The organism is Mycobacterium sp. IS-1590 (assembly GCF_001500025.1).
In the GTDB taxonomy this organism is placed as follows: Bacteria; Actinomycetota; Actinomycetes; order Mycobacteriales; family Mycobacteriaceae; genus Mycobacterium.
In genome coordinates this window covers 78,947-91,410 of sequence record NZ_LQIW01000004.1, presented here as the reverse complement: position 1 = coordinate 91,410, position 12,464 = coordinate 78,947, and the positions used below count along the sequence as shown (strand labels likewise).

11 protein-coding genes are annotated in these 12,464 nt (G+C 67.8%); 8 read left to right on the top strand and 3 right to left on the bottom strand.

Annotation, left to right across the window (positions count from 1 at the left end):
• Positions 1-88 precede the first annotated feature (88 nt).
• The 3 genes from AU197_RS05315 to rpmF all read right to left on the bottom strand — a co-directional run bounded on the left by AU197_RS05315 (position 89) and on the right by rpmF (position 2,489).
• A complete protein-coding gene (locus AU197_RS05315; protein ID WP_064401476.1) occupies positions 89-1,558 on the bottom strand; it encodes a HAMP domain-containing sensor histidine kinase in 1,470 nt (489 codons plus the stop codon).
• Positions 1,558-2,244, bottom strand: coding sequence for a response regulator transcription factor (locus tag AU197_RS05310; protein ID WP_064401475.1), 687 nt, complete (start codon positions 2,242-2,244; stop codon positions 1,558-1,560). The genes AU197_RS05315 and AU197_RS05310 overlap by 1 nt, the downstream gene beginning before the upstream one ends.
• A 71-nt stretch (positions 2,245-2,315) precedes the next feature.
• Positions 2,316-2,489, bottom strand: a complete 174-nt coding sequence (gene rpmF, locus AU197_RS05305) for a 50S ribosomal protein L32 (RefSeq protein ID WP_059098102.1) — start codon at positions 2,487-2,489, stop codon at positions 2,316-2,318.
• Between the two features lie 196 nt (positions 2,490-2,685).
• Here rpmF and AU197_RS05300 point away from each other — a divergent pair, with 196 nt between their 5' ends.
• The 8 genes from AU197_RS05300 to AU197_RS05265 all read left to right on the top strand — a co-directional run bounded on the left by AU197_RS05300 (position 2,686) and on the right by AU197_RS05265 (position 12,461).
• Complete coding sequence (locus tag AU197_RS05300; RefSeq protein WP_082696516.1) at positions 2,686-4,404, top strand: acyclic terpene utilization AtuA family protein; 1,719 nt, start codon at positions 2,686-2,688, stop codon at positions 4,402-4,404.
• Positions 4,401-5,549, top strand: coding sequence for an acyl-CoA dehydrogenase family protein (locus AU197_RS05295; protein WP_064401474.1), 1,149 nt, complete (start codon positions 4,401-4,403; stop codon positions 5,547-5,549). Before AU197_RS05300 ends, AU197_RS05295 begins: the two co-directional genes overlap by 4 nt.
• The gene (locus AU197_RS05290; RefSeq protein ID WP_064401473.1) at positions 5,546-7,141 is read left to right on the top strand and encodes an acyl-CoA carboxylase subunit beta; all 1,596 of its coding nucleotides are present in this window, start codon (positions 5,546-5,548) and stop codon (positions 7,139-7,141) included. Before AU197_RS05295 ends, AU197_RS05290 begins: the two co-directional genes overlap by 4 nt.
• 5 nt (positions 7,142-7,146) lie before the next feature.
• On the top strand, positions 7,147-9,084 hold the full coding sequence (locus AU197_RS05285) for an acetyl/propionyl/methylcrotonyl-CoA carboxylase subunit alpha (protein ID WP_064401560.1): 1,938 nt from the start codon (positions 7,147-7,149) through the stop codon (positions 9,082-9,084).
• On the top strand, positions 9,066-10,241 hold the full coding sequence (locus tag AU197_RS05280) for an acyl-CoA dehydrogenase family protein (RefSeq protein ID WP_197415465.1): 1,176 nt from the start codon (positions 9,066-9,068) through the stop codon (positions 10,239-10,241). The genes AU197_RS05285 and AU197_RS05280 overlap by 19 nt, the downstream gene beginning before the upstream one ends.
• A gap of 13 nt (positions 10,242-10,254) precedes the next feature.
• Positions 10,255-11,025: an enoyl-CoA hydratase family protein gene (locus AU197_RS05275; RefSeq protein WP_064401559.1), complete on the top strand. Its 771-nt coding sequence runs from the start codon at positions 10,255-10,257 to the stop codon at positions 11,023-11,025.
• On the top strand, positions 11,025-11,786 hold the full coding sequence (locus AU197_RS05270; RefSeq protein ID WP_064401558.1) for an SDR family oxidoreductase: 762 nt from the start codon (positions 11,025-11,027) through the stop codon (positions 11,784-11,786). The genes AU197_RS05275 and AU197_RS05270 overlap by 1 nt, the downstream gene beginning before the upstream one ends.
• A gap of 93 nt (positions 11,787-11,879) precedes the next feature.
• Positions 11,880-12,461, top strand: coding sequence for a DUF1707 SHOCT-like domain-containing protein (locus AU197_RS05265; RefSeq protein WP_064401471.1), 582 nt, complete (start codon positions 11,880-11,882; stop codon positions 12,459-12,461).
• The last annotated feature ends 3 nt before the right edge of the window (positions 12,462-12,464 follow it).

Here is a 12,464-nt window from a genome sequence, read left to right as displayed (position 1 = left end):
CCACTTAGAGAACGTTCGGTTGTCCCCAATCTTCGTTCCCCCATTCCCGCCGGTGTCAATCATCGTCGACATCGGTCTCCGCGCCGGGCTACCCGGCGGGGGCGTGTCGGGGCGCGACCCACTCGGCGGCGTGCTCGTGGGCGGGCCGCCCCGGCAGCACGACATGCATTGACGTGCCCGGAGGTTGCCCGCCCGGCACGGTGTCCTCGATCCGCAGCGAACCGCCGTGTTTGAGCACGACCTGCTTCACGATCGCCAATCCCAGGCCCGATCCCGACATCGACCGGGCGGTCGTGGAGCGGTAGAACCGCTCGAACACGAGCGGACGCTCCTGCGGCGGGATGCCGGGGCCGTAGTCGGAGACCACCAACTCGGCGTTCATCGGGTCGATCTGCATCAGTCGAACGGTCACCAGGCCACCTGGCGGACTCCATTTCGCGGCATTGTCGAGCAGGTTGAGCACGGCGCGTGCCAAACCGGCCGAATCACCGTAGACCAACCACGGTGTGGTCGTCGCCTCGAACTCGATGTCGTTGCGGCGGCGGCGAACTCGTTCCAGCGACCGGTCCACGATCTCGGCGACGTCGACCATCTCATGCACGGTGACACCCGCGTCGTCACGAGTCAGGTCGACAAGATCGCCGACCAGCGTGGACAATTCCTCGATCTGGGCAATCACGTCGGCCCGCAGTTCGGCCATCTCATCCTCTGGCAACCGCGGCGCGCCCGGCGCCATCGACGCCATCAGCAGTTCGACGTTCGTGCGCAACGACGTCAGCGGGGTGCGCAGCTCATGGCCGGCATCGGTCACCAGGCGGGCCTGGCGTTCGCGCGACTCCGCCAACGCACGCAACATCATGTTGAACGCCTCGGTGAGACGGGCGAGTTCGTCGCTGCCGAACACCGGTATGGGCCTCAGGTCGTCGGTGCGCGCCACGCGCTCGGCGGCCTGGGTCAACCGCGCCACAGGACGCAAGCCCGCCCGCGCGACGGCACCACCCGCGATTGCGGCAACCGCGACCCCGAGACCACCGACGATGATCAGCACCGTGCTCAATCGTCGAAGCAGTGCGGTGGTGGGCGCCATGCTCTTGGAAATCAACAGCGAGCTGTCGTTGGACAGGTGCATCGCGAGCACGCGCTGATGGTCGACGGTGCGCAACGACATGATCAGATCCCCTCGCAGAACGGCCTTTTCGGGCTCGCCCAGCGGCAGAGTCTGCCCCTGCTGATTGGCCGTGAAGATGGCCCGGCCGGGAATCACCAGCATCGCGTTGACATCGGAGTACGCAGTGCCCTCGATCGCCTTGCTCGGATCTGCTTGCAGCGAACCGCTTTCCATGAGCAACCGGGCCCGGTTGCGCAGTTGGTTGTCGACGTCGTCGTACAACGCCCGCGACACCACCGCCCAGACCGCCACCGTGGTCAGGACCACGACCATCGCCACCATCGACATCGCCAGCAGCATCACGCGCCACCGCAGCGACACCGAACTGGTTCTCGACGGCGGTCGGGGCGATTCGGGTTGGGGCGGCGCCCCGTGGTTCGGCACGGACATCAGGGAGGTGTTTCGCGCAGCACATAACCCACCCCGCGCACGGTGTGGATCAGTCGCGGCTCTCCTTCGGCTTCGGTCTTGCGGCGCAGGTACCCGACGTACACCTCGAGGGCGTTACCGGACGTCGGAAAGTCGAAGCCCCACACCTCTTCGAGGATGCGGCTGCGCGTCAGCACCCGACGCGGATTGGCGATCAGCATCTCGAGGAGCGCGAACTCGGTCCGCGTCAGGCTGATCTGGCGCTGACCCCTGGTGACCTCGCGGGTGACAGGATCGAGCGTCAGATCGGAGAAGGTCATCGCTGCGGACTCCGCGCCGTCGTCGGGGCCCGTGCGGCGCAGCAGCGCCCGCATCCGAGCCAATAGCTCTTCGAGCGCGAACGGCTTGGGCAGGTAGTCGTCTGCTCCGGCGTCGAGACCGGCCACCCGCTCGGAGACCGAGTCGCGGGCGGTCAGCACCAGGATGGGTAGGTCGTCACCGGTGCTACGGAGCTGACGACACACCTCGAGGCCGTCGAGGCGCGGCATCATCACATCGAGCACCAGGGCATCGGGCCGGTCGCTGGCGATTCGTTCCAGCGCCTCGAGACCGTCCCCCGCCAACTCGACTGAGTAACCATTGAACGAAAGCGAACGGCGCAGCGATTCGCGCACCGCGCGATCGTCATCGACGACAAGTATGCGCACAGCCACAGTGTCAACCCCCTGTCTGAGAGTGACCTGAGAGGCGCGCCGAACCGGTGCGCCCCGGGGCCGAGCTAGCGGCGGTCGAGGTCGATCAGGCCGAGGCGGGCGGCCTTGAGCAACCGGCGCGGCACCTTGTGCTGCTGGCCGGCCACGTTGACGCTCACGAGTTCCGTGCGCTTGGCCTTCCACTGCGCGCGCCGGCTACGGGTGTTCGCGCGCGACATCCTGCGCTTGGGCACAGCCATGGTCGAGATCTCCTCTTGAGGGGGTAAGTCTGGCGCCGCGCGCACGGGTGGGCGCCGGCAAGTGTCCTCCAGGATAGCCAACGACCTGCGTAGCCTCCAAAACAGCGGAATTCGATGGCCCGAACCTTGACGCGGTACCGCCGGTCATCGTTAACCTACCGGTTGGTTGGCAGCGGCCGCGACGAAGGGAGCCCGCGTGACCTCAGCACCTGGTCCGGTCCGGATCGGCAACTGCTCGGGGTTCTACGGCGACCGGCTCGCGGCAATGCGCGAAATGCTCACCGGTGGTGATCTCGACTATCTGACCGGCGACTATCTCGCCGAGCTGACGATGCTGATCCTGGCGCGCGACCGCGCCAAGTCGGCCGACCGCGGCTACGCCAAGACGTTCTTGACGCAACTCGAAGAGTGCCTCGGCCTGGCGCTCGACCGCGGTGTGCGCATCGTCACCAACGCCGGAGGGCTCAACCCCGCCGGGCTCGCCGATGCGGTGCGGGCGCTGGCGGACCGCCTGGGGTTGGCGGTCAACGTGGCGCACGTCGAGGGCGACGACCTGATCGGGCGCGCGGACGAGCTCGGCTTCGGGTCGGTTCTGGCCGCCAACGCCTACCTCGGCGCGTGGGGCATCGTCGAGTGCCTGCAGGCCGGGGCCGACGTGGTGGTCACCGGCCGCGTGACCGACGCATCCGTCACCGTCGGGCCGGCGGCCGCGCATCACGGATGGGATCGAGCCGATTTCGACCGGCTCGCCGGAGCGGTCGCAGCCGGCCACGTCATCGAATGCGGCGCCCAGGCCACCGGCGGCAACTACGCGTTCTTCGCCCGCGACTTTCCGGACCTGAGCGCCCTGACCCGGCCGGGGTTTCCACTCGCCGAGATCCACGCGGACGGTTCCGCTGTCATCACCAAACACCCGGGCACCGACGGCTCGGTCACCGTCGACACCGTCACCGCGCAACTGCTGTACGAGATCGCCGGACAGCGTTATGCCAACCCCGACGCGACACTGCGCGTCGACAGCATCGAACTGTCCGACGACGGGACGGACCGGGTACGGATTTCCGGTGTGCGCGGGGAAGCGCCGCCGCCGACGCTGAAGGTCTCGCTCAACAGCATCGGCGGATTCCGCAACGAGATGACGCTGGTGTTGACCGGCCTCGACATCGAGGCCAAGGCGGAGTTGGTACGACGTCAGCTCGAGGCGGCCCTGACCGTCAAACCCGCCCAGCTCGAGTGGACCCTGACGCGCACCGACCACCTCGACGCCGACACCGAAGAGGCCGCGAGCGCTCTATTGCACTGCGTGGTCCGTGACCCCGATCCCGAAAACGTGGGCCGGCAATTCTCCTCCGCGGCGGTCGAACTCGCGCTGGCGAGCTATCCCGGCTTCCACGCCACCAGCCCGCCCGGTCAGGGGCAGGTCTACGGCGTCTTCAAACCGGCCTTCGTCGAGGCCGGACAAGTGCCCCACGCCGCCGTGCATGCCAACGGTTCTCGCGTCGAGATACCACCTGCGGTTGAAACGCTGGACCTGGCGGCCGTGCCGCCGGTGGAGCTCCCCGAGCCGATTGAATTCGGCGAGACGAAACGCGCACCGCTCGGCCTCGTCGCCGGCGCCCGCAGCGGGGACAAGGGTGGCAGCGCGAACATCGGCGTATGGGTGAGGACCGACCAGCAGTGGCGTTGGCTCTCGCACATGCTGACCATCGAGAAGTTGCGCGAACTCCTGCCCGAGACGGCGGATTTGCCGGTCTCGCGCTACCTGCTGCCCAATCTGCGCGCGGTCAACTTCGTCATCGAAGGCATCCTCGGCGAGGGCGTCGCGTACCAGGCGCGGTTCGATCCCCAGGCGAAAGGGCTCGGCGAGTGGTTGCGCAGCAGATATGTCGACATTCCCGAGGAGCTGGTGTCGTGAGCATGTGGCACACCCCCGAACGCGACCAACTCCGCAAGAGCGTTCGGACTTTCGTTGAACGCGAGGTGCTTCCGCACGTCGACGAGTGGGAACGCATCGGTGAGCTACCGCGCGACCTGCACCTCAAGGCGGGCGAGGCCGGACTGCTGGGCGCGGGTTTCCCCGAGACGGTCGGCGGGGGCGACGGCGACGGCGTCGACGCGGTGGTGATCTGCGAGGAGATGCACTACGCCGGTTCGCCCGGCGGCGTGTTCGCCTCGCTGTTCACCTCGGGTATCGCGGTGCCGCACATGATCGCTTCGGGCGACGAGCGGTTGATCGACACCTATGTGCGCCCCACCCTGCGCGGTGAGAAGATCGGCAGCCTCGCGATCACCGAACCGGGCGGCGGCTCGGACGTCGGTCACCTGACGACCAGCGCGGTCAGAGATGGGGACGACTTCATCATCAACGGCGCTAAGACCTACATCACCTCGGGCGTGCGCGCCGACTATGTGGTGACCGCGGTGCGCACCGGCGGGCCGGGCGCGGCGGGAATCTCGTTGATCGTGGTGGACAAGGGAACACCAGGCTTTGCGGTCACCCGCAAGCTCGACAAGATGGGTTGGCGCTCATCGGACACCGCCGAACTGTCCTACACCGACGTCCGCGTTCCCGCCGCCAACCTGGTGGGTGCCGAGAACTCCGGTTTCCTGCAGATCGCGGCGGCGTTCGTCTCCGAGCGTGTCGGGCTCGCCGCGCAGGCCTACGCCGGCGCGCAGCGCTGCCTCGACCTGACCGTCGAGTGGTGTCGCAACCGCGAAACCTTTGGCCGCCCGCTGATCTCGCGACAGCAGGTGCAGAACACACTGGCCGAGATGGCCCGCCGGGTCGACGTGGCCCGCGTGTACACCCACCACGTCGTCGAACGGCAGATCTCCGGTGAGCCCGATCTGATCGCAGCGGTGTGCTTCGCCAAGAACACCGCGGTCGAGGCCGGCGAATGGGTGGCCAACCAGGCGGTCCAGCTGTTCGGCGGCATGGGCTACATGGCCGAGTCCGAGGTCGAACGTCAGTACCGTGACATGCGAATCCTCGGGATCGGCGGGGGCACAACCGAAATACTCACGGCCCTGGCCGCCAAGACGTTGGGATTCCAGTCGTGACCGCTATTCGCTCCACGCTCGACGCCGCATCGTCCTCCTTCGGGGAGGCGGCCGCCGTAATGTCCGCCAAGATCGCCGAGCTCGATGCCGAACACGCCAAGGCACTCGCAGGTGGCGGCGAGAAGTACGTGCAACGACATCACGACCGTGGCAAGCTGACCGCCCGCGAACGCATCGAGCTGCTCATCGACCCGGACTCACCGTTCCTGGAGTTGAGCCCGCTGGCCGCATGGGGCAGCGACTTCACGGTCGGCGCCAGCCTGATCACCGGCATCGGTGCGGTCGAGGGCACCGAATGCCTGCTCGTGGCCAATGACCCCACCGTCAAGGGCGGCACCAGCAACCCGTGGACGCTGAAGAAGATGCTGCGCGCCAACCAGATCGCGCTGGAGAACCGGCTTCCGCTGATCTCGCTGGTCGAGTCCGGCGGCGCCGACCTGCCGACGCAGAAGGAGATCTTCATCCCCGGCGGGCAGATGTTCCGCGACCTGACCAGGCTGTCCGCGGCGGGGATCCCGACGATCGCCCTGGTGTTCGGCAACTCGACCGCGGGTGGCGCCTACATCCCCGGCATGTCCGACCACGTCGTGATGATCAAGGAACGGTCCAAGGTGTTCCTGGCCGGGCCGCCATTGGTGAAGATGGCCACCGGCGAGGAAGCCGACGACGAGTCGCTCGGTGGCGCCGAGATGCACGCCCGCACATCGGGTCTGGCCGACTACTTCGCGCTCGACGAACCCGATGCCATCCGGATCGGCCGACGCGTCGTCGCCCGGCTGAACTGGCGCAAGCAAGGGCCGGAACCGGCACCAACCACCGAACCGCTCTACGACGCCGAAGAGTTGATCGGCATCGTGCCTGCGGACCTGCGCATCCCGTTCGACCCGCGCGACGTGATCGCCCGCGTCGTCGACGGGTCGGAGTTCGACGAGTTCAAGCCGATGTACGGCTCGTCGCTGGTGACGGGGTGGGCGAGGCTTTACGGCTACCCGATCGGCATTCTGGCCAACGCGCGCGGCGTCCTGTTCAGCGAGGAGTCGCAGAAGGCCACCCAGTTCATCCAGCTGGCGAACCGCTCCAACACCCCACTGTTGTTCCTGCACAACACCACCGGGTACATGGTCGGCCGCAAGTACGAGGAGGGCGGCATGATCAAACACGGCTCGATGATGATCAACGCCGTCTCGAACTCGACCGTGCCCCACATCTCGCTGCTGATGGGAGCCTCGTACGGCGCGGGCCACTACGGAATGTGCGGCCGCGCGTATGACCCGCGATTCCTGTTCGCCTGGCCCAGCGCCAAATCCGCCGTGATGGGCGGTACTCAACTGGCTGGAGTGCTGTCGATCGTCAGCCGCGCGGCCGCCGAGGCGCGGGGCCAAACCGTCGACGAGGACGCCGACGCCGCGCTGCGGGCCGCCGTCGAAGCGCAGATCGACGCCGAATCGCTGCCGATGTTCCTGTCGGGCCGGCTCTACGACGACGGGGTCATCGATCCTCGCGACACCCGCACCGTCCTCGGAATGTGTCTGTCCGCCATAGCCAGTGGCCCGATCGAGGGGACGTCAAACTTCGGCGTCTTCCGGATGTGAGCGTGATGATCACTCGAGTCCTGGTCGCCAACCGCGGCGAGATCGCGCGTCGGGTGTTCGCGACGTGCCGCAACCTCGGAATCGGAACCGTCGCGGTCTACACCGACCCCGACGAGCACTCCCCGCATGTCGGCGAGGCCGATGCGCGGGTGCGCCTGGACGGTCGCACCGGATACCTCGACGCCGATCAATTGATCGCCGCGGCTCGAGCTGCGGGTGCCGACGCCGTTCACCCGGGATACGGATTCCTTTCGGAGAACGCCGATTTCGCACGCGCGGTAGGCGAGGCGGGGCTGACATGGATCGGACCACCACCCACGGCGGTGGCCGCGATGGGCAGCAAGATCGAGGCGAAGAAGATGATGGCGGCCGCGGGCGTGCCGGTACTCGACGAGCTGCAGCCCGACAGCGTGACCGCCGACCAACTGCCCGTGCTGATCAAGGCCTCGGCGGGCGGCGGCGGCCGCGGCATGCGCGTGGTGCGCGAGCTGTCGGAGTTGCGCAGCCAGGTCGAAGCCGCGCGCCGGGAGGCGGCCTCCGCATTCGGCGACCCCACGGTGTTCTGCGAGCGCTATCTGGGTGGCGGCCACCATGTCGAGGTCCAGGTGCTCGCCGACGAACACGGCACCGTCTGGGCGGTCGGCGAACGGGAGTGCTCGATCCAGCGACGCCACCAGAAGATCATCGAAGAGGCGCCCTCGCCGCTCGTCGAGCGCACCCCGGGCATGCGCGCCAAGCTCTTCGATGCCGCGCGGCTGGCCGCGACCGCGATCGGCTACACCGGAGCGGGCACCGTCGAGTTCATGGCCGATGCGTCCGGCGACTTCTACTTCCTCGAGATGAACACCCGGCTGCAGGTCGAACACCCCGTCACCGAGGAGACCACCGGCCTGGATCTGGTTGAGCTGCAACTGCTTGTCGCCGAGGGCGGCAGGCTCGAGGCCGAACCACCGCCCTCGCGGGGCCACGCGATCGAGGCCCGCCTCTACGCCGAGGATCCGGCGAAGGGCTGGCAGCCGCAGGCCGGCACCGTGCACCGGTTCGAGGTGCCCGCCAACGTCCGGGTGGACTCCGGGGTCATCGACGGTTCGGTGGTGTCGATCTTCTACGACCCGATGCTGGCCAAGGTGATCTCGTATGCGCCCAGCCGCCGCCGGGCGGCCACCGTCCTCGCCGACGCGTTGGCCCGCAGCCGCATCCACGGGGTGCGCACCAACCGCGACCTGCTCGTCAACGTGCTGCGGCATCCGGCGTTCCGCGACGGTGCCACCGACACCGCGTTCTTCGACACCCACGGCTTGGAGGTGTTGTCCTCACCGCTCACCGACAGCCGCACGGTGACGCTGTCGGCGGTGGCCGCCGCCCTGGCCGATGCGGCCCAGAACCGCGGCGTGGCCAAGGCATTCGCGGCAGCCCCGAGCGGTTGGCGCAATCTGGCGTCGGGCCACCAGATCAAGCGGTACGCCGACACCCGCGGAGCCGAACATGAGGTCCGCTACCGCTTCACCCGCTCGGGTCTGGAGTTGCCCGACCTTGACGGCGTATCGCTCCTTTCGGCCTCACCGACGCAAGTCGTATTGACCGTGGCAAGTGTGGACCGCCCGTTCGAGGTGGCACGTTACGGCCAGGATGTGTTCGTCGATTCACCATGGGGTCCGGTGCATCTCGTCGCCAAGCCCCGGTTCGGGGACCCCGACGACGCAGTCGCACACGGCTCTCTGTTGGCGCCGATGCCCGGCTCGGTGCTGCGCGTCGGCGCCGCGGTCGGCGACACCGTCACCGCCGGTCAACCGTTGGTGTGGTTGGAAGCCATGAAGATGGAGCACACCGTCACCGCACCCAGCGACGGTGTGCTCGCCGAACTCAACGTCGAACCCGGCCAACAAGTCGATGTCGGCTTCGTCATCGCCCGGGTCGTCGCCCGATCCGAAGGAGAACAGTGAGCAGTTTCGTCGAGACCGAGGAACAGCAGGCGTTGCGCAAGTCGGTCGCCGCGATGGCTGCCGACTTCGGCCAGGACTATTACCTGGAGAAGGCACGCGCCGATCAGCACACCGATGAGTTGTGGTCGCAGGCAGGCAAACTCGGATTCATCGGGGTCAACCTGCCCGAGGAGTACGGCGGCGGCGGCGCCGGCATGTATGAGCTGTCCATCGTGATGGAGGAGATGTCGGCGGCGGGATGCCCCCTGTTGCTGATGGTGGTCTCGCCCGCGATCAACGGCACCATCATCGCCAAGTTCGGCACCGACGACCAGAAGAAACGCTGGCTGCCGGGCATCGCGGACGGTTCCATCACGATGGCCTTCGCGATCACCGAACCCGACGCCGGCTCCAACAGCCACCGCATCACGACGACCGCGCGTCGTGACGGCGGCGACTGGGTCCTGTCCGGACAGAAGGTGTACATCTCCGGCGTCGATCAGGCCCAGGCGGTACTTGTCGTCGGCCGCACGGAAGACCACAAGACCGGGAACCTCAAACCCGCGCTGTTCATCGTGCCCACCGACACAAAAGGTCTGAGCGCGACCAAGATCGAGATGGAGCTGGTCAGCCCGGAGAACCAGTTCCAGCTCTTCCTCGACGAGGTTCGGCTGCCCGCCGACGCACTGGTCGGCTCCGAAGATGCCGCGATCGCGCAGCTGTTCGCCGGTTTGAACCCCGAGCGCATCATGGGTGCCGCGAGCGCGGTCGGCATGGGCCGGTTCGCGATCAACAAGGCTGTCGACTACGTCAAAACCCGCCAAGTCTGGAAGACGCCGATCGGTGCCCACCAGGGATTGTCACATCCGTTGGCGCAGAACCACATCGAGATCGAACTGGCGAAGCTGATGATGCAGAAGGCCGCGTCGCTCTACGACGCAGGAGACGACGTCGGAGCCGCCGAGGCGGCGAACATGGCCAAGTACGCCGCGGGCGAGGCCTCGGTGCGCGCGGTCGATCAGGCGGTGCAGTCGATGGGCGGCAACGGGTTGACCAAGGAGTACGGCATCGCCGCCGCGGTGACAGCCTCGAAGCTCGCCCGCATCGCCCCGGTCAGCCGGGAGATGATCCTCAACTTCGTCGCGCAGACCTGCCTCGGGCTGCCCCGTTCCTACTGATGGGGTGCCGGTCATGAGCGCACTGGTCGGGTACGCGGTTGACGGGCCGGTGGCCCGGCTGACGCTCGACTCCCCCGCCAATCGCAACGCACTGTCGACCGCCCTGGTCGAACAACTGCACCAGGGCTTCACCGACGCCGTCACCGACCCCGGCGTGCGGGTGGTCGTGCTCGGTCACACCGGCGGAACATTCTGCGCGGGAGCCGATCTCAGCGAGGCGGCGGGGCGCGACCCGAGTGAGCTTGCCGTCGACCGCGCCCGCGAGATGACCCGGCTGCTGCGCCGAATCCTCGAGCTGCCGGTCCCCGTTGTCGGCGCGATCGACGGGCACGTCCGCGCCGGCGGGCTCGGGCTGGTCGGCGCCTGCGACATCGTGGTGGCCGGCCGCCAGAGCACGTTCGCGCTGACCGAGGCCCGCATCGGCGTCGCCCCATCGATCATCTCGCTGACCCTGCTTCCCAGGATGACCAGCCGCGCGGCGAACCGCTACTTCGTCACCGGGGAGAAGTTCGACGCCGCCGAGGCGGCCGAGATGGGGCTGATCACGCTCGCCTCCGACGATGTCGACGCCACCGTCGCCGAGCTGACCGCCGCGATCGGCAAGGCGTCGCCGCAGGGGTTGGCGACTTCGAAGGCGTTGGTCACGGCGCCCATCGTGGAATCCTTCGATCGGCATGCCGAGGAGCTCACCGCGCAGAGCGCCGAGTTGTTCGTCTCCGAGGAGGCCCGCGAAGGCATGCTCGCTTTCCTCGAGAAGCGCCAGCCGAGGTGGGTGGTCGGGTGATGTCACGTACGGTTCTCGTCACCGGGGCAACGGGCACATTGGGCCACCGCGTCGTGCCGGAGGCGATCGACGCGGGCCACGACGTTCGGGCGCTGAGCCGCAGAAGCCATGTCGGATACACCGGCGTGCACTGGGCCCAGGCCGACTTGCTGACGGGGGCAGGCCTGGACGCGGCGGTCGACGGCGTCGAGGTCGTGGTCAACTGCGCGACACAACCGCTCGGCGACAAGGACGTCACCGCGATGCGCACCCTCGTCGCATCGGCTCGCCGGGCCGGCGTCGCGCACATCGTGCACGTGTCGATCGTCGGCATCGACCGGATCCCGCTGCCGTACTACCGCACGAAGCTGCGCGCCGAACAGGTCCTCGAAGCGTCCGGCGTCGGTCACACGGTGCTGCGCGCGACGCAGTTCCACGACCTGATCCGCACGATCTTCACGCTGCAGCGGTACTCCCCGGTGCTGTGGGCCTTCCGCGGAGTGCGCTTCCAACCGATCGACACCGCCGACGTCGCAGCACGGCTGGTCGAACTGGCCGACGCCGCACCCGTCGGGCGAGCGCCCGACATCGGCGGTCCGGCGGTGCACACCCATACGGACCTGGCACGCCTGTACCTGGAGGCATCGGGGAGCCGACGCCGAGCGCTCGCGCTACCCGTTCCGGGACGGATCGGAGGGGAGCTCAGAGCGGGGGCGAACCTGGTTCCGCAGAACCCGGTGGGCTCGGTCGGGTTCGCCGATTTTCTCGCGTCCCGACAATAAGTTCGCCTGTCTAGATTCTTCGCCCCAGCGAGTCAGGGCACAGTTTGGCCTACTTACTTGCATGTGCCACGGTTCGTCGTACGCTCGTATCCGATGAGCAATCCAGCGTCGCGGAGCGGTTCGATGCGTGCTGCTGACACCGATCGAATTCAGGTGGCACAGCTGCTCACTGATGCCGCCGCCCAGGGCCGACTTCAACTCAACGAGTATGAGGACCGTCTGACCAGGGCATATGCCGCGCAGACGTATGACGAGCTGGACCGTTTGTCGGCTGATCTGCCCGGCGCGATCACCCGGGGCCGCAGCGGCGGCCCGTGCCGGCCTGCGCCGTCGACGATGCTGCTGGCGATCATGAGCGGCTTCGAGCGTCGCGGCCGCTGGAACGTGCCCAGGCGGATGACCACGTTCGCCCTCTTCGGCGGCGGAGTGGTGGATTTGCGGTATGCCGACTTCACCTCACCGGAGGTGGAGATCCACTCGTACTCGATCTTCGGCGGGCAGACGATCCTGGTGCCGCCGGAGGTCAACGTCGACCTGCGCGGCGTCGGTGTGATGGGCACCTTCGACCGGTCCGTCGAGGGTGAGGGCTCGCCGGGCGCGCCGTGCGTGTGCATCCGCGGCTTCTCCCTGTGGGGCCGTGTCGGGGTCAAGCGCAAGAAGCGCAAGGCCTCCTGATGC

Excerpts from the sequence above, each read along its gene's own strand:
- AU197_RS05315 (WP_064401476.1), bottom strand. The coding sequence starts at position 1,558 with ATGTCCGTGCCGAACCACGGGGCGCCGCCCCAACCCGAATCGCCCCGA.
- rpmF (WP_059098102.1), bottom strand. The coding sequence starts at position 2,489 with ATGGCTGTGCCCAAGCGCAGGATGTCGCGCGCGAACACCCGTAGCCGG.
- AU197_RS05285 (WP_064401560.1), top strand. The coding sequence starts at position 7,147 with ATGATCACTCGAGTCCTGGTCGCCAACCGCGGCGAGATCGCGCGTCGG.
- AU197_RS05275 (WP_064401559.1), top strand. The coding sequence starts at position 10,255 with ATGAGCGCACTGGTCGGGTACGCGGTTGACGGGCCGGTGGCCCGGCTG.
- AU197_RS05270 (WP_064401558.1), top strand. The coding sequence starts at position 11,025 with ATGTCACGTACGGTTCTCGTCACCGGGGCAACGGGCACATTGGGCCAC.
- AU197_RS05265 (WP_064401471.1), top strand. The coding sequence starts at position 11,880 with ATGAGCAATCCAGCGTCGCGGAGCGGTTCGATGCGTGCTGCTGACACC.